The sequence below is a fragment of the Propionivibrio dicarboxylicus genome (genome assembly GCF_900099695.1).
GTDB classification, from domain to species: Bacteria; Pseudomonadota; Gammaproteobacteria; order Burkholderiales; family Rhodocyclaceae; genus Propionivibrio; species Propionivibrio dicarboxylicus.
The window spans coordinates 66,210-91,662 of record NZ_FNCY01000002.1 but is presented as its reverse complement, the minus strand read 5'-3'; the positions used below and the strand labels follow the sequence as shown (position 1 = coordinate 91,662).

Annotated in this window: 21 protein-coding genes; 19 read left to right on the top strand and 2 right to left on the bottom strand. The window is 62.3% G+C overall.

Annotation, left to right across the window (positions count from 1 at the left end; all coding sequences use genetic code 11):
- Window positions 1-7 precede the first annotated feature (7 nt).
- The 19 genes from BLR25_RS04025 to BLR25_RS03935 all read left to right on the top strand — a co-directional run bounded on the left by BLR25_RS04025 (window position 8) and on the right by BLR25_RS03935 (window position 23,724).
- A complete protein-coding gene (locus BLR25_RS04025; protein WP_091933992.1) occupies window positions 8-1,519 on the top strand; it encodes a tripartite tricarboxylate transporter permease in 1,512 nt (503 codons plus the stop codon).
- Window positions 1,520-1,607: 88 nt separating this feature from the next.
- Window positions 1,608-2,582, top strand: coding sequence for a Bug family tripartite tricarboxylate transporter substrate binding protein (locus tag BLR25_RS04020; RefSeq protein WP_218122620.1), 975 nt, complete (start codon window positions 1,608-1,610; stop codon window positions 2,580-2,582).
- Between the two features lie 118 nt (window positions 2,583-2,700).
- Window positions 2,701-4,110 carry an enolase C-terminal domain-like protein gene (locus BLR25_RS04015; protein ID WP_091933986.1) on the top strand — a complete coding sequence of 470 codons (1,410 nt, stop codon included), beginning with the start codon at window positions 2,701-2,703 and terminating at the stop codon, window positions 4,108-4,110.
- Window positions 4,111-4,404: 294 nt separating this feature from the next.
- Window positions 4,405-5,613: a methionine ABC transporter ATP-binding protein gene (locus BLR25_RS04010; protein ID WP_281245557.1), complete on the top strand. Its 1,209-nt coding sequence runs from the start codon at window positions 4,405-4,407 to the stop codon at window positions 5,611-5,613.
- A complete protein-coding gene (locus BLR25_RS04005; RefSeq protein WP_091933983.1) occupies window positions 5,610-6,263 on the top strand; it encodes a methionine ABC transporter permease in 654 nt (217 codons plus the stop codon). The genes BLR25_RS04010 and BLR25_RS04005 overlap by 4 nt, the downstream gene beginning before the upstream one ends.
- Before the next feature lie 47 nt (window positions 6,264-6,310).
- Complete coding sequence (locus BLR25_RS04000; protein WP_091933979.1) at window positions 6,311-7,111, top strand: MetQ/NlpA family ABC transporter substrate-binding protein; 801 nt, start codon at window positions 6,311-6,313, stop codon at window positions 7,109-7,111.
- A 13-nt stretch (window positions 7,112-7,124) separates the two neighbouring features.
- Window positions 7,125-8,216, top strand: a complete 1,092-nt coding sequence (locus BLR25_RS03995) for an oxidoreductase (RefSeq protein ID WP_091933976.1) — start codon at window positions 7,125-7,127, stop codon at window positions 8,214-8,216.
- Between the two features lie 713 nt (window positions 8,217-8,929).
- Window positions 8,930-10,360 carry an anion permease gene (locus BLR25_RS03990; RefSeq protein WP_091933972.1) on the top strand — a complete coding sequence of 477 codons (1,431 nt, stop codon included), beginning with the start codon at window positions 8,930-8,932 and terminating at the stop codon, window positions 10,358-10,360.
- Window positions 10,361-10,766: 406 nt separating this feature from the next.
- Entirely contained in the window at window positions 10,767-12,185 is a 1,419-nt protein-coding gene (locus BLR25_RS03985) for an MFS transporter (protein ID WP_218122619.1), read from the top strand.
- Window positions 12,186-12,362: 177 nt separating this feature from the next.
- Window positions 12,363-14,366 (top strand): methyl-accepting chemotaxis protein, encoded by a 2,004-nt coding sequence (locus tag BLR25_RS03980; RefSeq protein ID WP_176785742.1) that lies wholly within the window; start codon window positions 12,363-12,365, stop codon window positions 14,364-14,366.
- A gap of 108 nt (window positions 14,367-14,474) precedes the next feature.
- Window positions 14,475-14,792 (top strand): DnaJ family domain-containing protein, encoded by a 318-nt coding sequence (locus tag BLR25_RS03975; RefSeq protein ID WP_091933966.1) that lies wholly within the window; start codon window positions 14,475-14,477, stop codon window positions 14,790-14,792.
- 173 nt (window positions 14,793-14,965) lie between these two features.
- On the top strand, window positions 14,966-15,427 hold the full coding sequence (locus BLR25_RS03970) for a hypothetical protein (protein ID WP_091933963.1): 462 nt from the start codon (window positions 14,966-14,968) through the stop codon (window positions 15,425-15,427).
- A 230-nt stretch (window positions 15,428-15,657) separates the two neighbouring features.
- Window positions 15,658-16,551: a ribokinase gene (gene rbsK, locus BLR25_RS03965; RefSeq protein ID WP_091933960.1), complete on the top strand. Its 894-nt coding sequence runs from the start codon at window positions 15,658-15,660 to the stop codon at window positions 16,549-16,551.
- A gap of 81 nt (window positions 16,552-16,632) precedes the next feature.
- Window positions 16,633-17,643: a sialic acid TRAP transporter substrate-binding protein SiaP gene (locus BLR25_RS03960; protein ID WP_091933956.1), complete on the top strand. Its 1,011-nt coding sequence runs from the start codon at window positions 16,633-16,635 to the stop codon at window positions 17,641-17,643.
- The gene (locus tag BLR25_RS03955) at window positions 17,630-18,115 is read left to right on the top strand and encodes a TRAP transporter small permease (protein WP_091933953.1); all 486 of its coding nucleotides are present in this window, start codon (window positions 17,630-17,632) and stop codon (window positions 18,113-18,115) included. Before BLR25_RS03960 ends, BLR25_RS03955 begins: the two co-directional genes overlap by 14 nt.
- Window positions 18,112-19,410, top strand: a complete 1,299-nt coding sequence (locus BLR25_RS03950) for a TRAP transporter large permease (protein WP_091933950.1) — start codon at window positions 18,112-18,114, stop codon at window positions 19,408-19,410. Before BLR25_RS03955 ends, BLR25_RS03950 begins: the two co-directional genes overlap by 4 nt.
- 16 nt (window positions 19,411-19,426) lie before the next feature.
- Window positions 19,427-20,440 (top strand): LacI family DNA-binding transcriptional regulator, encoded by a 1,014-nt coding sequence (locus tag BLR25_RS03945; protein ID WP_091933947.1) that lies wholly within the window; start codon window positions 19,427-19,429, stop codon window positions 20,438-20,440.
- 53 nt (window positions 20,441-20,493) lie between these two features.
- Entirely contained in the window at window positions 20,494-22,569 is a 2,076-nt protein-coding gene (locus tag BLR25_RS03940) for a tetratricopeptide repeat protein (protein ID WP_091933943.1), read from the top strand.
- A gap of 126 nt (window positions 22,570-22,695) precedes the next feature.
- Complete coding sequence (locus BLR25_RS03935; RefSeq protein ID WP_091933939.1) at window positions 22,696-23,724, top strand: LacI family DNA-binding transcriptional regulator; 1,029 nt, start codon at window positions 22,696-22,698, stop codon at window positions 23,722-23,724.
- Window positions 23,725-23,751: 27 nt separating this feature from the next.
- On the opposite strand, the gene BLR25_RS03930 is transcribed toward BLR25_RS03935, so the two are convergent.
- Together BLR25_RS03930 and BLR25_RS03925 are read right to left on the bottom strand one after the other, a co-directional pair.
- Window positions 23,752-24,540: a 6-phosphogluconolactonase gene (locus BLR25_RS03930; RefSeq protein ID WP_091933935.1), complete on the bottom strand. Its 789-nt coding sequence runs from the start codon at window positions 24,538-24,540 to the stop codon at window positions 23,752-23,754.
- An 18-nt stretch (window positions 24,541-24,558) separates the two neighbouring features.
- Window positions 24,559-25,452 (bottom strand): sugar phosphate isomerase/epimerase family protein, encoded by an 894-nt coding sequence (locus BLR25_RS03925; RefSeq protein ID WP_091933932.1) that lies wholly within the window; start codon window positions 25,450-25,452, stop codon window positions 24,559-24,561.
- Between the last annotated feature and the right edge of the window lies 1 nt (window position 25,453).

The window sequence follows — 25,453 nt, the reverse complement described above, 5'->3', positions numbered from 1 at the left end:
CACGACGATGGATGCGAGTATTTTTGCCAATCTCGGACTGGGGCTGCAAACGGCGGCGAGTGCCGTCAATCTGGCCTATTGCCTCTTTGGCGTTGTCATGGGGACGGCAATCGGCGTGTTGCCTGGATTGGGGCCGGTGGCGACGATCGCCATGCTGCTGCCGGTAACCTTCGGCTTGCCGCCGGTGTCGGCGCTGATCATGCTGGCGGGGATTTTCTACGGCGCCCAGTACGGCGGTTCGACGACAGCGATCCTGATCAACCTGCCCGGCGAATCCTCGTCGGTCGTGACGGCGCTCGACGGGCACGAAATGGCCAAACAGGGCCGGGCCGGCAAGGCCTTGGCGACGGCGGCGCTGGCGTCCTTTTTCGCCGGTACGGTGACGACGGTGCTGATTGCGCTGTTCTCGCCGCCGCTCGCCGAGATCGCGCTGAAATTCGGACCCGCCGAATACTTCTCGCTGATGGTGCTCGGTCTCGTCGCCTCGGTAGTGCTCGCCCATGGCTCGCTGCTCCATGCGATCGGCATGATCGTGTTCGGCCTGCTGCTCGGTATCGTCGGTACCGACGTCAATGCCAACGTCGCGCGCTATACCTTCGGCGTACCCGAGTTGCTTGACGGGATCAATTTCGTCGTCGTCGCCATGGGCGTCTTCGGCCTCGGCGAGATCATCAGCAACCTCGAGAAGGAGGGGGAGCGCAGCCTGCTGGTGAAGAAAGTGACCGGGCTCATGCTGGCCCGCGACGAACTCAAGGCGATCGCGGCGCCGGCCCTGCGCGGCACCGCGCTCGGTTCGATCCTCGGCATCCTGCCCGGCGGCGGCGCCATGCTGTCGTCCTTTGCCGCCTATGCGCTGGAGAAGAAGGTTTCGCGCAATGCCAAGAATTTCGGCAAGGGGGCGATCGAGGGCGTCGCGGCGCCGGAAGCCGCCAACAACGCCGGCGCGCAGTCGTCCTTCATTCCGATGCTGACCTTGGGGATTCCCTCGAATCCGGTGATGGCGCTGATGATCGGCGCGATGATCATGCAGGGCATCCAGCCCGGGCCGTCGGTGATGACCGAGCAGCCGGCGCTGTTCTGGGGGCTCGTCGCGTCGATGTGGATCGGCAACCTGATGCTCGTCGTGCTCAACCTGCCGCTGATCGGCCTGTGGGTGCGCATGGTGTCGGTGCCGTATCACTTTCTTTTTCCGGCGATCATGGTGTTCTGCGCGATCGGCGTCTTCAGCCTCGCCAACACCACCTTCGATATCTATTTCATGGCGGTTTTCGGCTTGGCCGGCTACCTCTTTCGCAAGCTCGAATGCGAGCCGGCACCGATGCTGCTGGGATTCATCCTCGGGCCGATGATGGAGGAATTCCTGCGCCGCACCCTGTTGCTCTCGAAAGGCAATCCGCTGGTGCTGGTGTCGCGGCCGATCAGCGCAACGATGCTGGCGATCGCCGCGCTGGCGATGCTGACGGTCTTGCTGCCGGCCTTGCGCAAGAAGCGCGAAGAGGTGTTCGTCGAGGACGATTGATGGCTTTGTCATGGCGTCGGCGCGCTCCTTCGGCGGTCCGGCGCGAGGTGGGGAATCGGGTGTATCAACTTCAGGGAAGGAGTTTGCTGTGATTCGACGTGAGTTCATCCTGGCGGCGGCCGCCGTGCTGTCCTGTGTGTCTCTTCCGGCTTCGGCGCAGGCCTGGCCGACCAAGCCGATCGCCTATGTGGTGCCGTTTACGGCCGGCGGGACGACCGACGTCGTCGGCCGCACGGTGGCGCAGCATCTATCGACGGCGCTCGGCCAGCCGGTCGTTATCGAGAACCGTCCCGGCGCCGCCGGCGCGGTCGGTGCGACCTATACCGCCAAGGCAAAACCGGACGGTTATACGCTGATGGGCGGGACGATCAGCACGCATGCCATCAATGCCGGTCTCTACAAAAATCTGCCTTACGATCCGGTCAAGGATTTCGAGCCGATCACGCTCGTCGGCTTCATTCCCAACGCGCTGTATGTGAACGCGCAATTGCCGGTGAATTCGGTCGCCGATCTTGTCGCGTTGCTCAAGAAGGATGCCAACGTGCGTACCTTCGCGTCGTCGGGCGCCGGAACCTCGACGCATCTGGCCGGCGAACTGTTCGGCGATATCGTCGGTGTGCCGGTCACGCACGTCGCTTACAAGGGTAGTCCGCAGGCCTTCCAGGACGTGGCGGGCGGGCAGGTCGCCTTCATGTTCGATCAGCTCACGGCCGGCGCAGGGCTGGTCAAGGCCGGCAAATTGAAGCTGCTGGCGGTGACCTCGCCGAAGCGTTCGCCGCTGGCGCCCGAGACGCCGACGATGGCCGAGGCCGGCGTCAAGGACTTCGAAATGGTGTCCTGGCAGGCGGTCTATGCGCCGCGCGGCACGCCGAAGGAGATCGTCAAGCGCCTGCATGCCGAGATCGTCAAGGGCCTGAAGTCGCAGGACGCCCGGGACAAGCTGGAAAAAGGCATCAGCATGGAAATCGTCGCCAGTTCGCCGGAAGAACTGACCGCCCTGATGCAGCGCGAGATTCCGCGCTGGGCGGCGTTGGTGAAGAAGTCGGGCGCGACGGTCGACTGACCCTGAAAGCTTGCATTAAAGAGGACGACCGGCGCGGCGCGCCGGTCGGTGCTGCCCTGTTGTCGCGCGCGGCGGATGGCATGAACAGGGTGATCATGACGAACGATGGAAAGCATTCATGAGCAAGGATTATTCGGAAGCAAGTGCGCGGGCCGACACGCCGCGCGTAATCGAGATGCAGGTGATCCCGGTGGCCGGCCAGGACAGCATGCTGCTCAACCTGTGCGGTGCCCACGGGCCGTATTTCACGCGCAATATTGTCCTGCTCAAGGATGACGCCGGCCGTCTTGGCATCGGCGAGGTACCCGGCGGCGAAGGCATTCGGCAGGCTCTCGAGCGCTCGCGCGAGCTTGTGATCGGGCAGCCGGTCGGGCGCTACAACGCCGTGCTCAACCGCTTGCGCCAGTCGTTCGCGCATGGTCCGGCGGCACACCAGACGATCGTGCATCGGGTGGTGTCGGATTCGGAAGCGCGGGTGCTGGCGCAGCCGCACGAGATCAACCTGCGCATGGACAATGTCATTACCGCCGTCGAAGCCGCGCTGCTCGACCTGCTCGGTCAGCATCTCGGCGTGCCGGTGTGCGAACTGCTCGGCAACGGCCAGCAGCGCGATGCCGTGCGCATGCTGAGTTATCTCTTCTATATCGGCGACCGGACGCGCACCGACTTGCCGTATTCCGGGGTGTCGGAAGGCAATCACGACTGGTATCGCCTGCGCAACGAAGAGGCGCTGACGCCGGCGGCGATCGCACGTCTGGCCGAAGCGTCGGCCGACTGCTACGGTTTCAGCGACTTCAAGCTCAAGGGCGGGGTGATGCGGGGTGACGAGGAGATCGAAGCCGTCGCCGCGATCAAGCGACGCTTCCCGCAGGCGCGCGTGACGCTCGATCCAAACGGCGCCTGGCCGTTGGCCGACGCCATCGCCTTTTGTCGCGGACACGGCGACATCCTCGCCTATGCCGAAGATCCCTGCGGTCCGGAGGCCGGTTATTCGGGGCGCGAGATCATGGCCGAGTTCCGGCGTGCCACCGGCATTCCGACGGCGACGAACATGGTGGCGACCGACTGGCGCCAGCTCAACCATTCGCTCAAGCTTGATGCCGTCGACATTCCGCTCGCCGATCCGCATTTCTGGACGATGCAAGGCTCGGTCCGCGTGGCGCAGATGTGCGATGCCTTTGGACTGACCTGGGGCTCGCATTCCAACAACCATTTCGATGTGTCGCTGGCGATGTTTACCCATGCCGCCGCGGCAGCGCCGGGCAAGATCACGGCGATCGATACGCACTGGATCTGGCAGGAAGGGCGTGAGCGTTTGACGCGCGAACCCTTGCGTATTGTCGATGGTCTCGTGCAGGTACCCGAGCGGCCCGGTCTCGGCATCGAACCCGACCTCGACGCGATCGAGCGTGCCCATGCGCTGTACCGGTCGCTCGGGCCCGGCGCGCGGGACGATGCGGTGGCGATGCGCTACCTCGTGCCGGACTGGCAATACGATCCGAAGAAGCCCAGTTTCCATCGCGACTGAGGCGCACGCGCGGCGTCTGTCCGGCCGTTCGTGCGGAAGCGGCAGGACGGCCGCTGCGTGGTCGGCACGCGGTCGGCATCCGTGCGGCCGCCGCGCTGACGTCTCGAGCAGCACCGGTTTGGGGCCTATCTGCCATTTTGATATATTCAAATAATTATTAATTCGTTCACGGCGCCTTTTTCTGGTTATAAGGTGTGGCCTTGACTGCAAGGCACGGACGGTACGCCGTCGGATGAATTCCGGATGTTTCGTCGCTCGGGCCTCGCACAGCGTGTCCTGATGAGGTGATGAAACGTGACGGAGTTAATAAGAACTTTGCCGCTCGTGGCGGCGCAAGGCGGTGTTCTTTCCCGCTGGCTGACGGCCTGGCGGGATGCCGGGAACCGGGGTGGCGATCGCTCGACGGCGCTGCCCCCCTTGGTCCGAGACATCGTGGCGCCGACGGCGGCGACGCAAGGCGTGGGGGATGTAGCCGCCAGTCGCCTGTTTTCGCTGCGGACGATCGGCAAGCTCTTCGACGGCGGCGTTCAGGCGCTCGATGATATCAACCTCGATATCCGTGAAGGCGAGATCTTCGGCATCATCGGGCGCAGCGGTGCCGGCAAGAGCACCTTGCTGCGCACGCTCAACCTGCTGGAGCGACCGAGTGCCGGCACGATCGAGTTCGAAGGCCGCGACCTGCTGACGCTCGATGCCGCCGAATTGCGGCAACTGCGCCGGCGCATCGGCATGATTTTCCAGCACTTCAACCTGTTGTCGTCGCGTACCGTCGCCGGCAACATCGCCTTGCCGCTTGAACTCGCCGGCGTCCCCGAATCGCACATTGCGACGCGCGTTGACGAACTGCTCGATCTCGTCGGCCTGCGCGAGCAGCGCGACCGTTATCCGAACCAGATCAGCGGCGGCCAGAAGCAGCGCGTCGGTATCGCCCGTGCGTTGGCGACCGAGCCCCGCGTGCTGCTGTGCGACGAGGCGACCTCGGCGCTCGATCCCGAAACGACCCAGTCGATCCTTGCGTTGCTGGCCGACATCAACCGCCGGCTCGGCCTGACGATCGTGCTGATCACGCACCAGATGCAGGTGATCAAGGCGATCGCCCACCGCGTCGCCGTACTCGACGGCGGGCATCTGGCCGAGCAGGGCAGTGTCGGCGACATCTTTACCGCGCCGACGCAGGAGATCACCCGCACCTTGCTGCGCGAAGTGATCGGCAACGACATTCCGGCCGGCGTTCGCGACCGCGCCGCACGCTTGCTCGAGAGCGGCGAGGGGCGGATCTGGCGCCTGTCCTTCCGCGGCGAGAGCGTCGACCGTCCTGCGCTGACCGAGGCGGCGGAGCGCTTCGGTCTCAAGATCAATCTGCTGCACGGCTATATCGACGACATCCAGGGCATGCCCTTTGGTTCGCTCGTCGTCGCGGCCGCCGGTGCCGACGCCGTGCTCGATGCCGCGGCGGCATTTATCGAATCGCAAGACATCCGCGTCGAAGAGGTGGTGCTATGAGTCCCGAATTGCTCGCGTTATTCCAGACCTCGCTGCTCGAAACGCTGTGGATGGTCGGCGTCTCCGGTGCGATCGGCACTGCGCTCGGTCTGCCGCTCGGCGTGTTGCTGGTCATCACCGATCAGTACGGGTTGCTGCAGAACCGGCCGCTCAACCGTGTGCTTGGCGTGTTCGCCAATGCCGTGCGCTCGACGCCCTTCATCATTCTGCTGGTGGCCGTGATTCCGCTGACGCGCTGGATCGTCGGCACCTCGATCGGTACCGGCGCAGCGATCGTGCCGCTGTCGATTGCGGCAATTCCCTTCGTTGCCCGCCTGGTCGAATCGGCGCTGCGCGAAGTCGATCGTGGCCTGATCGAAGCCCTGCAATCGATGGGAGCGACGCCCTGGCAGATCATCCGCACCGTGCTGATTCCGGAGGCATTGCCGGGCATCGTCGCCGGTCTCACCATCACCCTCGTCAGTCTGATCGGCCACTCGGCGATGGCCGGCGCGGTCGGTGGCGGCGGTTTGGGCGATCTCGGCATTCGCTACGGCTACCAGCGTTTTCTGCCCGAAGTCATGGCGCTGGTCGTTGTCGTGCTGATCGTCCTCGTGCAACTCATTCAATCCCTCGGCGACCGTTTCGCGCAGCGTCTGAGCCACCGCTGATCCGGTACCGCCTGCTTATTTCGCATCCATTCAAAGGAGAATTTCCCATGCAAATTGCAAAACTCGTTCGCGGCCTGGTGGCCGCCCTGGCCCTGGTATCCGTCGCCGCGCACGCGGCGCTGGGCGATGACAAACCCTTGAAGATTGGCGTCACGGCCGGGCCGCACGCGCAGATCTTCGAGTTCGTCAAGAAGATCGCCGAGAAGGATGGTCTCAAGCTCCAGATCGTCGAGTTCTCTGATTATGTCCAGCCGAACGCAGCGTTGGCGGCCGGCGATCTGGACGTCAATAGCTACCAGCACCAGCCGTATCTCGACAACGCCAACAAGGATCGCGGCTACAAACTCGTGTCGATCGGCCAGACGATCATTTTCCCGATCGGCCTGTATTCGAAGAAATTCAAGACGCTCGAGCAGATTCCGTCCGGCGCCCGCCTGGCGCTACCGAATGATCCGACCAACGGCGGACGGGTGCTCCTGCTGCTCCAGGCCAAGGGGCTGATCAAGCTGAAGCCGGAAGCCGGTCTCAAGGCGACGCCGCTCGATGTGATCGAGAACCCGAAGAAACTGAAGTTCATCGAACTCGACGCTGCCCAGTTGCCGCGCGCACTCGATGACGCCGACGTGGCGGCGGTCAACACCAATTACGCGATCCAGGCCGGTCTGGTGCCCTCGCGCGATGCCATCGCCATGGAGAGCCTCAAGTCGCCTTATGCGAACGTGATCGTTGTGCGTGCCGCCGATAAGGACAGCCCGGTGCTCAAGAAGCTGCTCAAGGCCTATCAGAATGACGAGGTCAAGCAGTTCATCAAGAAGGAATTCAAGGATTCCGTCTTCCCCGCGTGGTAAGCGAGGGATCGCGATGAACGAAAGTGATGGAATCCGGGTCCAGCCCGGGGCGGCCAATTACTTTTCCTATGAAGGCGCGCTCGGCGAGATCGAGCGCTTCTTCCCCGCCGAGCGCCTCGGTCAGGTACTCTGGATCGGCGGGCGTCGCGCGCTGGAAGCCGCCGCGCCGTATCTGCCGGCGCTGTATCAGGACTCGCGGTCGCGCCGGAAGGTATTCGCCGGTCATTGCAGCGAGCGCGAGGTGGCCGCCTACGTTGAAGAGGGACGGCAAGCCGATCTGGTGATCGGCGTCGGCGGCGGTTCGGTGCTGGATACGGCCAAGGCCGTGGCGCATCGCCTGCAGCGGCCCTTCGTCGCCGTGCCGACGATCGCCGCGACCTGCGCCGCCTGGACGCCGCTCTCGGTGTGGTATGACGATGACGGGCGCGCGCTCGGTTATGAACTTTTCCCGCTGGCCAGCCAGCTGGTGCTGGTCGAGCCGCGACTCCTGGCGGCGGCGCCGCCCGACTATCTGCGCGCCGGCATCGGCGATACCTTGGCCAAATGGTACGAAGCGCGCGTGCTCTGTGACGCCGAGAGCGTCTTGCCGCTGACCGCCAGCATCGGGTTGTCGGTGGCTGCGCAGATTCGCGACGTGCTGCTGGTGGATGGGGCATCGGCGGTGCCGGCCAATACCGATGGTTTGGTCACGCCCGCGCTCGTTCGCGTCATCGACGCCGTGATTGCCGGCGGTGGTCTCGTCGGTGGGCTCGGCGAGCGCTTTACGCGGCTGGCCGCGGCGCATTCGGTTCACAACGGCCTGACCGTTGTTGCCGGTACAGAGCGCTTCCTGCATGGCGCCAAGGTGGCTTACGGCATTCTTGTTCAGTTGGCGCTCGAGAAGCGGCAGGGCGAGCTGTTGAATTTGTATGGCGCGCTCGGCGCGCTCGGCTTGCCGCGTCGGCTTTCCGATCTCGGTGTCGATCCCCACGATGAAAATGGCATTGCCGCTTTCGTTGCGCATACGCTACGGGCGCAGGAGTCGATTCACTTCCTTCCCGGGGCTGTCGACGCCGAGCGCTTGCGCGCCGCATTGTTCACGGTTGAATCCTTGTCTCCGGGCTGAAGCGGACGGCATAGCGTCGACTTTTTGGCTCGTTGTAGCGGACGTCTGACGATGCGTTTGGCTGTACGCCATTCCCTCAGGTACAACGGCATGGTGCTGGCCTCCGCACAACGTCTCCTGTGCCGGCATGGTGCCGGTGGAGTTAGCGCGGCGGCATCTTCGGCATGACAGGCGAGTGGCAGTGCGGGCTTTCCTGATGAGGTGTCGATACATCGGCACCGCCTTTCTCGACTGCGGCACAGAGCCGTGATCAGTTGCGCTTGTCGATCCGAGTGTTGCGTCTATTCAAATGGCCTATAGCGCCAGGGCGCGGGCTGTAAGCCCGGTGATGCGAATTGCCCGTGATGTCCGTGAGGAATAGGTGTGTCCGGTAGCCAGTATCCGGTTTCCATGGCTGCCAGGCGTGCGTTTCTGCGTCGCCACGACGGATTTCATTTGATGCTGTCATCTACACTTGCGGTGGTCTTGTGTCAAGTAAAAATGGCACATTGCCTTATTTCATCTCGGTGTATAACTCCGTGGTGTCCGGATTGCTGGATACCTTTCTCCCGGGGCTGAATCAAAGAAAAACACTGAAATCCCTGGTCGATGTCGTCGGGCGGCATGAGTGTCGACATGTTGCACATGTGGACGAAATGCCAGTTTCGTGATGACGGCTATGTGCGCTCGATGTGGCGCGATATCACGCGGTTTTTCCGAGATGGAGGGAGAGAATGAACAAACCGGTATTGTGGAAGTTTCTTGTGCCGCTGGCGATCGGTGTCGGACTGTGTCTCATGCCCGTGCCGCAAGGCTTGCAACCCGCGGCGTGGTTTTATTTTGCGGTGTTTGCGGCGGTGGTGACCGGCCTCGTTCTTGAGCCGATCCCGGCCGCCGCGATCGGTATTATGGGGGTGACGCTGTCGGCGGTCCTGCTGCTGGTCGATCCGAAGCCGGCAGGTTCACTACGCTGGGCGCTTTCAGGCTTCAGCAACAGCATTGTCTGGCTGATCTTCATCGCCTTCATGTTTGCCAAGGGGTACGAGAATACGGGGCTGGGACGCCGGATCGGACTGCATCTGGTCCGCTTGTTGGGCAAGGATACGCTCGGGCTTGGCTATGCGATCGCCTTGGCCGATCTCGTCATCGCGCCGTTTACACCGTCGGTCACGGCGCGCAGCGGCGGCACCATCTACCCGATCATCAAGAACATCCCGCCGCTCTATGATTCCTATCCGGGCGAGTCGGGGCGCAAGATCGGTTCCTGCCTGATGTGGGTTGCGGTGTCCACGGCCTGTATTACGAGTTCGATGTTCCTGACGGCTTTGGCGCCGAATCTTCTCGCGATCGATCTGTTGGCCAAGGTGGCCAAGATCAATCTCAGCTGGATGGACTGGTTCCTCGGCGTCCTGCCGGTCGGTCTGATCCTCTTCTTGCTGAATCCCTATCTCAGCTACAAGATCTATCCGCCGCAGATTCGTACCAGCGACGACGTTCCGGCCTGGGCGTCGGCCGAACTCGCCAAGATGGGCCCCATGGGCCGCAAAGAAATCACCATGGCGGTGCTGGCGGTGCTCGCCCTGATCCTCTGGATCTTCGGTGCCGAGTTGTTCAAGCTTGATGCGACGGTGGTGGCACTGATGGTGTTTTGCGCCATGATCCTGCTGCACGTGATCAGTTGGGATGACGTCGTCACCAATAAGGCCGCCTGGAACGTGCTGGTCTGGTTCGGTACGCTGGTGACGCTGGCCGATGGTCTGAAACTCGTCAAGTTTCTCGACTGGTTCGCTACATCGGCTGCCGGTGCGATGCAGGGGCTGCCGATCGCCGCCATTCTATTGTCGTTGGTGGTCATCTTCTTCCTTGTGCATTACATGTTCGCCAGCCTGACGGCACATACGACGGCGTTGCTGCCGGTATTCATGGCGGCAGCCATTGCCGTGCCGGATATGCCGGTCAAGATTATCGCCATGATGTTCTGTTTCAGTCTTGGCATCATGGGCGTGATCTCGCCTTATGCCGCCGGGCAGTCGCCGATCTTTTTCGGCAGTGGTTATCTGCCGAGCAAGGATTTCTGGCGCCTGGGTCTCATCTTCGGGGCGATCTATCTTTGCGTGCTGCTTGGCGTCGGTTATCCGTATCTGACCATGATTGTCCGCATCTAACCATAATCCGGCCAATAGTCGAAGGGTCCCCGGAGGTGCCGCAGCACACTGGCACCTCGCGGACGGATTCTTGCGGCAACCGCCGCGGGCGAAACGAACCTGATTTTCGGGGCGTTTCGCCCGTTTTTCGCCAGTTATCGGTGTCAGGCATCATCGCAACCGCGATGCCGCCACGGAGGCGATGCGCTTTGCCTCGATGCATCGATCCGGGAACCGTGTCTGTTGCATCGATGCCGGTATATCCACTGCCGAATCGCTCAATCAGCAGATTGGCGCTCGTCGGGTGGCACGTGAGCGTCATATAATCCACGGGATTTCCGTCGCACGTCTGTTGGCCCCGCACCGTACATGCATCGAGACCAGATCGCTGGGCTCGTTGGGTGCTTCTTGTCGAGTGATTCCGTCCGTGTCTGAAAAAGATCCAGAGTCTTCCTGCGTCGATCATCCCGGGGTCGTGTGGCTCGTTGCCGGCGCCTATTTCATGGAATTTCTCGATGCGACGGTCATTACGACAGCCTTGCCGGAAATGGCTCGAAGCTTTGGCGCGCAGACCGTCGAGATGTCGACCGGCATGAGTGCCTACATGCTCGCCATGGCAGTCTTCATTCCCCTGAGCGGCTGGATTTCCGAACGTTTCGGTCCCCGGCGCGTTTTTGGCGGGGCGGTTTTCGTGTTTACGCTTGCTTCTGCGCTCTGCAGTCTTAGTACCGGGCTCTGGTTGTTTACCGGTGCGCGGATACTGCAGGGTATCGGCGGGGCGATGATGGTACCGGTCGGGCGTGTTGCCGTGCTCCGGGGGACGCCGAAGGAAGGCTTGATTCGCGCCATCGCCATGCTGACCTGGCCGGCGCTGACGGCACCGGTGCTGGGGCCGCCGCTAGGCGGCTTCATTACGGAGCAGTGGGGCTGGCAGTGGATTTTCTGGATCAATGTGCCGCTCGGGTTGATCGGTTTCATTCTCGCCTTGCGCTGGATCGGCGTTTCGCAAGGGGAAGCGCGGCCGTTCGATCTGCCGGGGTTTCTCTTGTCCGGGGTGGGGTGTTCCGCGCTCATGCTCGCTTGTGACTTGGCCAGCCACACGCCTTTCGTCCTGCGTGACGTGGCCGTTTTGGCCGTCGTCGGGCTGGTCGCGACGGTCTGGGCGGTGCGGCATCTCAAACGGGCGCAGCATCCGCTCGTTGATTTGCGGGCGCTGTCGATTCAGACCTTTGCCGTGGCGATGTGGGGTGGATCGGTTTTCCGGATGGCGATCAACAGCGCGCCTTTCCTCCTGCCGCTGCTGTTCCAGCTTGTTTTCGGCTTTTCTCCGTCGATGTCGGGCATGTTGCTGCTCGCCCTGTTTGCCGGCAACCTCTGCATGAAGCCGGGTACGACCTGGGTGATGCAGCGCTGGGGGTTCCGGCGTGTGCTGATCGTCAATGGCTGGCTGGTGGCCCTTGGCTTTGTCGGTTGCGCGCTGCTGGTGCCAGGCACATCCAAGGCGCTGATCATGGCGGTGTTGTTTTTCAGCGGTTTGTGTCGCTCGATGCAGTTTACCTGCCTGAATACCCTGAGTTTCTGCGATATCGCCAAGGACCGGATGAACGGCGCCTCGACGCTGAGCAGCATTTTCTTCCAGATGGGCATCGCCTTGGGCGTCGCCCTCGGGGCTGCGGCGCTTCAGGCCAGTACGCTCCTGAATACCGGCAGTGTCACGCTCGAACTCTTCAATTTCCAGGTCGCCTTTCTCGCGATGGCGCTCTTTTCGGCGTTGGCCATCCTCGATTTCGTCCGGCTCCCGGACGATGCCGGAGCGCATGTGAGCGGGGCGAAGTCGGGCCGCTGAAGAACTGATTCTCCGCATCCGGCGCTATTCCATGGGTATTGTCAGGGCGGGCGACATGCGCTCGTTCAACGCGATTCATTGCTGGCAAAAAAATAAATCGTCATGACAGCATGACAATGGCAGAGCGACGTAGTATGGTTCGCGCTCAGGCTCTGGTTGAAAAGCGGTGAGATGGTCATGGTCAGCAATTGGTTTCGGAATCAGAAGATCTGGGTGCGTCTGGTGGTCACGATCTGGGCGATGCTGGTGTTCTTGCTCAGCAGCATGATCGTTTGGACCTATGTTGAACAGAAGAACAACGCGGAAACGCAGGCGAAGGAATTCGCTGCCAGCGTCCACCAGATGACGCTGGCGTCCCTGACCGGCATGATGATGACCGGGTCGATCGGGCAGCGTGCGCTTTATCTCGATCAGGTTCGCAATGCCGGTAGCATCGAGAAGCTGGAGGTGTTCCGCAGCGAACACGTCGTTAACCAGTTCGGTCCCGGCGCCTCGGACGAGACGGCGACCGAGCCGGAAGACAAGGAAGTTCTGGCAACGGGCAAGCCGTTCCTGCGTGTCGATGTCGAGAAAGGCTTCCTGAAGGCGACCCTCCCGGCGTTTGCGCAAAAGAACTATCTGGGCAAGGATTGCCTGATGTGTCATCAGGTTCCGGAAGGTTCGGTGCTTGGCGCGGTCAGCATGAAGATTTCGCTCGAAAAGGTGAATCAGCAGACCACGCGCTTCGTGTCGATGTTTGCCGGTCTGGCGGTGCTGTTGAGCGTTCCTTTCCTGATCGTCGTCTTCCTCTTTGTCCGCCGCTTTGTCAGCCGGCCCTTGGCCAACGCGGTCGCCGTTGCCGAACGGGTGGCGGCCGGCCGCCTCGACAATGACATTCATATTGTCGCGCAGGACGAACCCGGTGCCTTGCTGACGGCCTTGGAGCAGATGCAGGAGAAGCTCCATGTCGTGCTCAAGGAAATCGGCGATTGCGGCAGGAACATGGGGCAGTCGGCGTTTCAGGTGGCGATGATCTCGAACGAGATTGCCGATGTCAGCCGGCAGCAGGAAGGGCAATCCGGCGAAGTGACGAGCGTGATGCAACAGGTCTATCGCATTTCGTCCGATGTGCAGACCCAGGCACTGGAAGCTTTGGCGCAGTCGGATCAGGTCGAGCGGCTGGCGCGTGACGGTATCGAAAATGTTCGCCAGAACATCAGTTCGATGGAGGAAACCTCTCACCAGGTGAGCCGTGCGTCGACGCAAACGCAGGAGCTGGAAGAGTTCGCACAGTTGATCCACCGCATTGTCAACGTCATCAAGGAGATCGCCGAGCAAACCAACCTCCTGGCGCTGAACGCGGCGATCGAGGCGGCACGGGCGGGCGAAGCCGGGCGCGGCTTTGCCGTCGTCGCCGACGAAGTGCGGAAACTCGCGGAGCGCACGACGCGCTCGGCGACCGAGGTCAATGACATCATCGGGCAATTGTCGGGCAAGGTGACGCAGGTCGTATCGACGATGGATATCGTCGTCCAGAAGGTCGACGCGACCCAGCAGGAGGCCCGCAAGACGGCCGATGCCATGGCCGGGATTGCCAGCACGGCGGTCGAGACGGCCAAGGCCAACCGGACGATTTCGACGGTCAGCCAGGAGCAGGTGGCGCAGTTCGAGTTGCTGCGGGCGACGCTCGACACGCTGTTCGCCGTCTTGCGCGAAAGCGGTCTCAAGGTCAAGACGACGGCGACGATCGGCGAAGATTTGCGCGCGGTGACCGGGCGGCTCAACGACATCATGGCCGGCTTTACCTTTGTCGGCGGACTCGAGATCGAGCCGGTCCAGCACGAGAAGCGCGACGTGCCGCGCGCCAGCAACAGCCTGCGCGTCAAGATCGGCCAAAATGGCACCACCTTCGAGTCGGTGGCGAGCGATTTCTCGCTGAAAGGCTTGCGGCTCAGACTGGCGCAACCGATTTCCGGATCGAAGAGCGTCGAACTGGCGCTTTATCTTCCCCATGACGACCTGGCCGTTTATGAGAAGCAGGAACCCCTGCGCGTCGAGGGCAAGATCGCCTGGCAAAGAAAGGTCGGGGGCAGCTACCAGTGCGGCATCGAGTTCGGTGTGCTCGATGCGGTCCAGACGGCCTTGATGAAGCAATGCTTCGAGTTCTATAACAAGAATCCGGAATTTTCCGGGCCGCAGTGACGGCCGAGACCGGGTGTCGCGACCGCGCATGCGGCGCGGTCCCGCGGTTTCTGGCTTCCGGGCCGGCGTGCTAAGCTCGCCGGCAATTCACTCGGGTTCAATGCCAGCATGCTGTTTTTCGAGATTCTTGCCGAACAGAAGATTCGCGACGCGATTGCGAACGGCGATCTTGACGACCTGCCGGGGGCGGGACAGCCGCTCGACCTGGTCGATGAGCCCTTCGTTTCGCCGGAACAGCGCATGGTCAATCACATCCTCAAACGTGCCGGTCTGGTGCCGTCGGAGGTGTCGATGCGTCAGGCGGTGGCGCGCTTGCGCGAGGAAATCCGCCAGTTGCCGGCGGATCAGGCGGCTGCCCAGGCCAAACGGCGCGAACTCAGTTATCTTCTCGTCCAGCTTGGCGAAACACGTTGCCCCGTCGAATAAGATGCGGGCGGGGCGCCTGCGCTTGATTCGGCAGGTCGGCGGCATGATAGGATCGTTCGGCGCGTGTCGAGCGGCGCTGGCGGGTGTCGTCGGAAGTCGGGAAGTGGGGCGATGCGGGGTCGGGTAAATGCCGGTCGCATTGTGAATCGGGGCAGTCCACGAATGTTTCGATCATGGAATTTGTCGTTCGCTATTGGTCGTCCTTGCTTCCGCGCGATTTTGTCGATCGGCGCAGCGAACCGCGCTGGGTCGATTATTCGATCCATCCCGGCAGCAAGATCGGGCTGCATAACGCCTTGCTGGCCATGCATGATCGCTGCGAAATCATGCAAGCGCACGGGTGCCGGTTCGAGTGCGCCGTGTTCGTCGTCGAGGGTGAGCGCAGCGAGCGGCTGTCCGAAACGGCGGCAGCCCGGATTTTTGCGTCCTTGCCGCGCGGCGACGTGAAATGGCTGGACATCAAGGATTTCGTGCTGCCCGAGCCTGTCGTCCAGGCATTGCCCGAAGAAGCGGCGACGCCCGAGACTTCTACGCTACCTGAGACGCTCGCGACGCAGTTGTCGCTGTTCCCTCGCATGCCCACGCCCTATGACGATGTCGATGAGCCGCCGCGGCTGATCGATGTCGATACCTGAACGTCTGCGCGATGCGCCGGCTGCCGGTGCGTCGGCCGGCCTCGGGCTCGATTGGGCAGGGGCGTGTCGCCGCCGGTTGTCGGAGGTTTGCTAAAACGTGATAGCCGTCGAATTCATAGGCGATATGAGGGACTAGACAAGCGCTGTCGATCAGGTTAAATTGGCTGTGCTGTGCACGATTTAGTGCTTGTCTTTGCATCTAAAACAACAAATTCGGGAGTGGGATGGCTATGGCCCGTGTTCTGGTCATCGGCAGCATCAATATGGACCTCGTGGTCAACGCGGCGCGTTTCCCCGGACCGGGAGAAACCGTGCTCGGGCAGTCGTTTTCCACCTTTCCCGGTGGCAAGGGCGCCAACCAGGCGGTGGCGGCGAAGCGCCTCGGTGCGGACGTGACGATGATCGGCTGCGTCGGCGATGATGCTTTTGGCACCCAGCTGACCGAACAATTGGCGAACGAAGGGATTGATACCCGTTTTGTTCGCCGGGTACCCGGCGTGTCGACCGGCGTTGCGACGATCACGCTGAGCGGTGCCGAGAATTCGATTGTCGTTGTCCCGGGCGCCAATCATGCGCTGACGGAGGCGCAGCTCGATGCGGCGGAAGCGGCGTTTGCCGATGCCGATGTCGTACTCTGCCAACTGGAAATTCCGCTTGCGATCGTCGATGTCGTCGCCCGGAAAGCGGCGGCCCACGGCAAGCCGTTCTTGCTCAATCCGGCACCGGCGGTCGTCCTGTCTGACGAACTTCTCGATCGTGTGACGCTGATGACGCCCAACGAGCACGAGCTGGCGCTCGTCTACGCGGGCGATTGCGGCGATTGGCAAGCGACGCTCCGCAGCCGGCCGCAGCGCATTCTGATGACGCATGGCGCCGAGGGCGCCTGGTTCGCCGACGCTGACGGGCAGTTGCGCCATCAGCCGGCATTCCCCGTCGAAGCGGTGGATACGACCGGCGCTGGCGATACCTTCAATGGCGCGATCGCCGCGTTCTGGGGGCTGCCGATGGCCGAGATCGCCCGTCTGGCGTGTGCCGCCGGCGCCCTGTCGGTCACCCGCAGCGGCGCCCAGAGCGGTATGCCGACGCGCGCGCAACTCGAGTCGTTTTTGTTCGAACGAAGTTAAATCAAAAGCAAGCAGCAACGAGGTCCAGGGGCGGCTCATCGCCCACATTCATCACAACGTCACCGAAGGAGAGGTTAAATCATGACAAGCACGCTTCGCCGCACGACATTCAAGGCGCTGGCCCTGGCTGCCGCGTTAGGTCTCGGTTTCGCCGCGCCGTACGCCATGGCGCAAAACAAGACGGTCATCCGCATCTCGACTGCCGCCGTTCCTGAAGACTGGCATGCCAAGATGTGGACGGTGTTCAAGGACAGCCTGGAAAAATCCGCTCCCGGCGAATTCGAAGTCCAGATCCACCTGAACGCCACGCTGTTCAAGCAGGGGACCGAGCCGGCGGCGATGGCGCGCGGCAACCTGGAAATGGCGCCGATTTCGGCGCAGGACATCTCCAAGATCGTGCCCGAGTTCTCGATCTTTACCGCCGGCTACATCATCCGCGATCCCGATCACCAGCAGAAGGTGTTCAACGGCCCGATCGGCCAGGAAGTTTTCAAGCCCGTCGTCCAGAAGATGGAAGTGACGCCGCTCGCGACAGCCTACCTCGGCACGCGTCAGGTCATGCTGCGTGAAGACAAGAACGTGATGGTCCCGGCCGATCTCAAGGGCGTCAAGCTGCGCATGCCGGCCAGCAAGGAATGGCTGTTCCTTGGCGAAGCGCTGGGCGCGACGCCGACGCCGCTGGCCTTCGGCGAAGTCTATCTTGCGCTCAAGACCGGCACCATCGACGGCCAGGAAAATCCGCTGCCAAGCGCCCGTGCCGCCAAGTTCTACGAGCCGAGCAAGACGGTGGTGCTGACCAGCCACCTCGTCGACGCGATCTTCCTCGCTTATTCGACCAAGGCCTTCAATGCGCTGAAGCCGGAACAGCAGAAGAAAGTGGTCGAGGCCGCGCAAGCTGCTGCCAAGTACAACAACGAGAATCGCATCAAGGACGAAAAGGAAATCGTCGACTTCTTCAAGGCGCAGGGCATGAAGGTGATCACGCCGAACGTCGCCGAATTCCGCAAGACGGTGCAGGAAAAGTACCAGAAGTCGGAAATGGCCGCGACCTGGCCGAAGGGACTGTTGGAGCGCATCAATGCGGTTCGCTGATATTGGCAAACTGGGTAAGAAAGCCGCCGACACTGTCGGCGGTTTTTTGTACCTGACCCTGTTCGGGGTGTTCATCGTTCAGGTGATCGCCCGTTTCTTCTTCAACCAGCCGTTGCCGTGGAGCGACGAACTGGTGGTTATCCTGTATATCTGGGTGATTCTCTGGGCAGCGGCATTCATGGTGCCCGAACGCGAGCATGTGGTCTTCGATCTTGTCTATCACATGGCGTCGCCCGGGATGAAGCATGTCATGAGCATTTTGGCGCACGTGATGGTCGGTGGCCTGGCGGCGTGGGGGCTGCCGGCATCGTGGAGCTACATTCACTTCATGGAACGCGAAGGAACGCCGGTGCTCGGATGGCCGTTCATGTGGGTATTCCTGCCCTTCGCATTGTTTCTGATTTCTTTGGTCTGCAGGGCAATCTGGGCGATTGTGACGCACCTGCGAGCGATTGCCGAGGTAAATAAATGACAAGCGCGCTTTTGGCTCTAATTGCCGTGATCGTCGCCGGCTTCATCCTGAGGGCGCCGATCGGTTTTTCGATGATCGTCAGTGGCGTCGCCTATCTTGCCGTCAAAGGACAGGACGTTGGCCTGGTCGCCGATCAGATCCTGAACGGCCTCTATAACAGCTATGTGCTGCTGGCGGTGCCGCTCTTCATTCTTGCCGCCAACCTGATGAACGCAGGAACGGTCAGCGATCGGCTCTTCGATTTCTGCCGCATCCTGGTCGGACGATTGCCGGGCGGTCTGGCGCAAGTCGATATCCTGGTCAGCGTCATCTTCTCCGGCATGAGCGGCAGCGCCATTGCCGATGCCGCCGGACCGGGTCTTGTCAGCATCAAGCAGATGCTGAAGAAGCCAGAATACTCGCCAGGTTTTGCCGGTGCCGTCGTGGTTGCCAGCGCGACCATCGGGCCGATCATTCCGCCGTCGATTCCGCTGGTGATCTACGGCCTGGTTTCGGGCGCATCCGTCGGCGCGCTGTTCCTCGGCGGGGTGTTCCCCGGTCTGCTCATGGCCGTCGTGTTGATGATCGCGACGCACATCATCGCCACGCGACGCAACATGCCGCGCGACGAACCGGTGCCGCTGTCCGAATGGCCGAACATCCTGTTCCGCGGCGCCTTGCCCTTGTCGTTGCCGGTAGTGCTGCTGACCGGTATCTACACCGGCATCTTTACGCCGACCGAGGCCGCGGCCGTCGCCGCGCTGCATGCGCTGATCCTCGCCTGTATCGTTTATCGTGCCTTGTCGTGGCGGCAGTTCTTCGATGTCATCCTGGAGTCGACGCGCTCGAGCGCGGTCATCACCATGATCATCGCCGGCGCCTACATGATGAACTACGCGTTTACGGCCGAAGGCGTGCCGCAGATGCTGGCGGCATGGGTCTTCGAGATGCATCTCGGCAAGGTCGGCTTCCTGCTGCTGTCCAACCTGCTCTTCCTGGCGCTTGGCTGCTTCATGGATATCGCCGTGATCCTGCTCGTTTTCGTGCCGATCCTGCTGCCGATCGCCAAGATGCTGGGCATCGATCTCGTCCACTTCGGCGTCGTTGTCGTGCTCAACATGATGATCGGTCTGATCCACCCGCCGTTCGGCATGTTGCTGTTCGTCACCAATGCGCTGACCGGCATCCCGATCAAGGACATGATGAAGGAGGGCTGGTTGTTCCTCGTCATGTTGCTGATCCTGTTGCTGACCCTGACCCTGGTGCCCGAGATCATCCTGTGGCTGCCGAAGTCGATGGGTTACGTGACGCAATAAAGTCTGCAGGCATCCCATGAGCACCTATACCCGCCTTACCATCGACGACATCGCCCGCATGGCGGGCGTGTCGCGCACCACCGCGAGCATGGTGCTCAACGGGCGTGCCGGGCAGTACCGTATTTCCGCCGCGACGCAGGAGCGCGTCCTGGCGACGGCGCGGGACAACAATTTCCAGCCGTCGCATTCGGCGCGCACCTTGCGGATCGGGTCGAGCAATACGCTGGGCCTGGTGGTTCCGGAACTGACCAACTTCGCGCACGCGAGCCTGGCACAGGCGATGGAACCGATTTGTCATCAGGTCGGCTATCAGTTGCTGGTGGTGACGAGTAACGACGATCCCGAGCAGGAGAAGGCCGGGATCGAGCATCTGATTGCGCGGCAGGTCGATGGCCTGGTGATCGTGCCTTGTGCCATCGAATCCGATGTTTATCGCAAGTGGGCAACGCGGCTCCCGCTTTTCCTCGTCGATCGTCGTCTCGACGATCCGGCGCTGCCGTATGTGGTGTCCGATGCCGAGGCCGCGGTGACGGAACTGGTGAGCGACACGCTGAGTTCTCCGGATGACGAGATCTACTATTTCGGCGGTCAGCCCGACTTCTCGCCGAGTATCGACCGCCTCAAAGGTTTTTGCGCCGCCTTGGCGCGCAAGGGCGTCGCGGTGCAACCGGAGTGGATTCGGGCGCGCGACTACCGCCGCAGCAGCGGCTACGAATTCATGCGGGCGTGCTATCTCGAACTGGGCCGCTATCCCCGCTTCCTGTTTACGGGGTCGATCACCTTGCTCGAAGGCGCGCTGGCCTTCATCAGCGAGCATGATCATTTCGACATCGCACCGAAGCGGCTGGTGACATTCGACGATCATAATCTGCTCGACTGCCTGCCCTTGCGCGTCGATTCCATCGAGCAGGACAGCAACGCGCTCGCGGCGGCCAGTCTCGAACGCCTGCTGGCCATGATCGGCGGCGATCCGGTGCCGGCATCGATCACGATTCCGGCAAAATTGCATCGGCGTATCCGGGACGCATAAGCGATGCGCTGCCGGGTGCGACCCCGCCGCGCCGCCTTGCCGGAAGGCGAGAAGTGATTCACCTGCAGGCAGTTTTTCACGCTGCCCTGCAGTTGCATGAGGCCGGCCGAGTCGCCGATGCCATTCCGCTGTACCGGCTCGTGTTGTCCGGAAATCCCGACAACGGCGAGCTGCTCTATCTTCTTGGCACTGCCTGTCATCAGGCCTGCGATCTCGCGTCGGCGATCGATTTTCTCGGACGGGCGGTCGTTCTGTCGCCCGACCATGCCTTTGCCCACAACAATCTCGGCAACGCCTTGAAAGACGAGGCCCAGGCGGACGCGGCGCTTTCCTGTTATGACCGGGCGATCGCGCTCAAAGCCGATTACGTCGAGGCGCTCTGCAACCGCGGTCTCCTGTTGGCGCAACGGGGGAAGCACGCGGCAGCGCTGCGCGATTATGATGCGGCGCTAGGACTCGCGCCCGGCCTCGTCGAGGCCCATCGTGCGCGCGCCGCGGCGCTTCTCGATCTGGGGCAGGCGGAGGCGGCGCTGGCAAGTTGCGATACGGCGATCGGCCTGAACCGGGACGATGTCATTGCCCATTACAACCGCGGCAACGCGCTGATCGATCTCGGGCGTGCCGACGAAGCGGTTGGGAGTTATGACCGGGTGATTGCCTTGCAGCCCGACCATGCCGAGGCGTTCTGCAACCGTGGCCTTGCGCTCAGGATGCTCGGACGATTCGACGAGGCCTTGGTAAGCCTCGACCGGGCCATTGTGCTGAATCCCGACCATGCCGAAGCGTTCAGCCACCGTGGCGTCGTTCATCGCGATCTCTGGCAGTACGAAGCGGCGTTCGCCGACTATGAGCAGGCGATTGCGCTGAAGCCCGACTACGCCCTGGTGTTCTGCCATCGCGGCGTCTTGCGCTATGACCTTCGGCAGCTGGATCTGGCGCTAGCCGATTTCGAGCGCGCGATTCTCCTTGGGCCCGACTACGCCGAGGCCTACAACTATTGCGGCAATGCCCTCAAAGAGCTTGGCCGCGACACCGAGGCGCTCGCGCGCTATGACGAAGCGATTGCCTTGAAGCCCGACTTCGCGGCGGCCTATTCCAATCGCGGCAATACCCTGCATGGCGTGCTGCGATTGGAAGATGCGCTGGCCGACTACGATCGCGCCATCGCCCTGCGGCCGGACTATGCCGATGCCCTGTGGAACAAGGCGCTGACCCGGCTCCTGATGGGAGACTACCGGGAAGGATGGGCGCTCTACGAGTCGCGGCTGGAAAAGGAAAGCACGCGCGACAACTATTATCGCTTTCCCCAGCCGGCCTGGCGGGGAGAGCAGGATATCGGCGGAAAGCGCCTGCTCATTTATGCCGAGCAGGGGGCCGGCGATGCCATTCAGTTTTGCCGGTATCTGCCGACGCTGGCCGCGCTCGGCGCCGAACTGACGTTTCTCGTGCCGGCGCCGCTCGTTGCCTTGGTGTCGAGCCTGCCGTGTGTCATGACAATCGTCGAGAAGGGCTTTCTGCCGTCGCAATTCGATTATCACTGTCCGTTGATGAGCTTGCCGCTGGCATTGGCGACGACGGTCGATACGATCCCGGCGCCGGTGCCGTATCTTTTTGCCGATGTCGCCAAAACGGCACAGTGGCAGGCGCGGCTCGGGCCGGCAAAGAAACTCCGGGTCGGAGTCGCCTGGTCCGGCGCGGAAAATCATCGTAACGACGCCAATCGCAGCATGCCTTTCGCTCGCCTGGCGAGGCTTTTCGATACGGCGGTCGAGTTTCACTCCTTGCAAAACAACTATCGCGACACCGATCTCCTTGTCCTTGATCACTATGATGTCATTGTCCGGCACGAGACGATGCTGGAGGATTTTTCCGACACGGCGGCCTTGATCGCGTCGATGGACCTCGTCATTTCCGTCGATACCGCCGTCGCTCATCTGGCCGGGGCCATGGGCAAACCGGTGTGGATCCTGCTGCCCTATGCGCCCGATTATCGCTGGCTGCTTGGTCGCGAGGACTCGCCCTGGTATCCGACGGCGCGCCTTTTCCGTCAGCGCGAACGCGGTGACTGGGCCGGCGTCGTGGCATCGCTCGTCGAGGCGCTGGGCCGTTTTTCCGCTTGCGGCGGCTGAAATACGGCGCTTTGCGATGTTCGCCAAGTGCTAGAATTCAAGCACTGTTGGAGGGTGGGCGGCGTATGCAGACTCGAGGTTTGTCGACGTCGCGGGTGAGGCGAAGTTGATCGAAGGTCACGGTCCGTGAGTCAGACAAAGCGCTCTGTCACAATCAAGGATGTCGCGGCGCACGCGGGGACCTCGGTCGCCACCGTTTCCTATGTGTTGAGTAACCGCGACCGCTATGTGCGGGATGAACTCCGCGAACGCGTGCTCAAAGCCGCCGCCGAGATCGGTTACGTCAAGAATGCCGCGGCCGGCAGCATCCGCGGGCAACAGCGCGGCATCCTGGCGGTCGTCGTCGCCCAGTTCGGCAATACCTTTTTCACCCGGATGTGCGTCGATATCGTCGCCATCGCCCGCGATGCCGGCTTTGTCGTCACCCTGTGCAACAGCGACGAGGACCCGGCGCAGGAGCGGATGATCATCGAGCGACTGATTTCCCAGCGCATTGACGGATGCATATTGAGCCCGGCGCTCTCGCGCGAGGAAAATACCGAATTGTTGCGGCGCCATCGCATTCCCTATGTCATTCTCGAGCGTTCGTTCCCGGGATCGCCGACGCGCCATCATTTCGTTGGCCATGACAATTTCCAGTCCGGCTATCTCGCCACGCGGCAACTGCTGGACGCGGGGCATCGGCGGATTGCTTATTCGGGCTGGGATTCGCCGATTCCAAACGTTCGCGACCGCATCGACGGATATCGCATGGCGCTGCGCGAATTCGGGATTCCCGTTTCGGACGAGTGCGTCCTCGTCGACGAGTTGAACGAGGCGGGCGGGCAGCGCATGGCGGCGAAATTGCTCGATGCGGGTATTGGCGCCGTCGTTTTCGGGCACCACGACACGGCGCGGGGATCGCTCCTGTATTTCCAGGACCAGCGGGTACGCTGGCCGGACGATATTTCCGTCGTGATGATCGGCACGCCCGACTGGATTGGGGTGCTGCGTCCGCGCATCACCTGCATCCAGCGGCCTGAGCACCCGATGGGCGAGGCGGCGGCCAGGCTGTTGCTCAAATGCTTGCGGGATGTCGATGCACCGGTAGAAGAGATCGTCCTCGACAGCGTCGTGCTCGCCGGCGATTCGGTCAGGCAGATCGCCGCCGCCTGAATCACGCCAGTTGAACGTTTCCGGTGATCACCGGCCGGCGGATTCCAGCCACAGTGCCGCCGAGGCGGCGTCCAGATACAGCGTGCAGTCGTCATGCCGTCTCAGGATGCTCGCCGGGCAGTTTTCCTCGATCGGACCGCACAGCATCGACTGGATCGCTGCTGCTTTGCGCTCGCCGGGGACGACGCAGATCAGCGATTCGCCGCGCATCAGCGCCGGGACGGTCAGCGTCATGGCGCGCTCGGGGACTGCTGCAAGCGTGGCGAAGGCGCCGTCGTTCACCTGTTGAAGGCGGCAGGCGAGGTCAAGCTGCACTTCCTTGACCAGTCGACTGTCATTGAAATCGGCGACCGGCGGGTCGTTGAAGGCGATGTGGCCGTTCTCGCCGACGCCGAGACAGACCACGTCGATCGGCGCGCTGGCGAGCATGTCGGCATAACGCGCCATCTCGTCGGCAATCGGCAGTCCGGCCTGGTCGAGGAGATGCACAGCCTTGAGCGGAACGTGGTCGAAGAGCGCCGTGCGCAGAAAATGCGAGAAGCGTTGCGGGGCGCCGGCCGGAAGGCCGATGTATTCGTCCATGTGGAAGGCTTCCACTGCGTCCCAGCGAAGCGCGCGCGCCGCGCGCAGGTGAGCGAGCAGTTCATTCTGTGACGGTGCCGCCGCGAAAATACCCCGGCATCGTCCGGTACGCGAGACTGCCGCCTCGATGCGCTGGCACGCGGCGCGGGCCGCCGCCGCGCCGAGGGCTTCGCGATCGGCATAAACCTCGACGCGCAGCCTATCGATGTGCGCGGTGTGGATCGGCTCATTCATGTCTGATTCCGTTCCGGCTCATGCTCTTGCGTTGCTTCTGGCGCGTTCGAGCAGACGCTCGAAGCGTTTGCCATAGTCGACGTAATTGTCGAAGCGGGCGCGTTCGGAGGCGGAGACGTGGGCGTCGTGAAAGACGACCGCCATGTGCGGCTCGATGCTGAAGTCACCGTCATAGCCGGTGCGGAGGAGATCCTCGACGATCGACGGGACCTGGCAGACGCCTTCGTCCGGGAAGAAGTAGGTCTCCTTGCCGGTTTGCGGGTCGCGGACGCCGTCCTTGATGTGCACATGGACGATATGCTCGCGCAGGTGGTGGTAGCTTTCCTGGATGTCCTGGTTGGGATAGGGGAAAGACTTGCGGAAGTCCGGCGTGATGCCGGGATTGCCGGTGTCGAACACCAGTTTGAGGCCGGGTACCGCTTCTAGCATTTCGAGCGAGTGCTGCCAACTCATGCCGCCGAAATTCATGCAGTTTTCATGAACCGGGGTGATGCCGGCGGCGAGGAAGCGCGCGCAAATCTCGCGCAGGCGGCGGAAACGTTCCTCCTTGTGCTGATCGGCGAGGGCGCGACCGCTGTCGTCCAGCCGGATCGCATAGCTCATGATGCGCACGAAGGGGACGTCGAGGACTTGCATGCGGTGGATGGCGCGATCGACGGTCGCCAGGGTGTCGGCGAAGGGTTCGTCGAGCTTCTTGCTCCAGTTCGCGATCGTCGAACCGAAGCAGTTGATGCGGATGCCGGCCTCGTCGAGCTTCTTGCAGACGGCATCGAACTTGTCTTCCGGCAGGTCGTGGATGTTGGTGCCATCGATGCTTCGCGCCTCGATATGACGCCATCCCAGCGCCAGCGTCGCTTCGATCTGGCCGTCGATTCCGTTCGCCGCTTCGTCGGCAAAGCCGCTGAGTCGCATC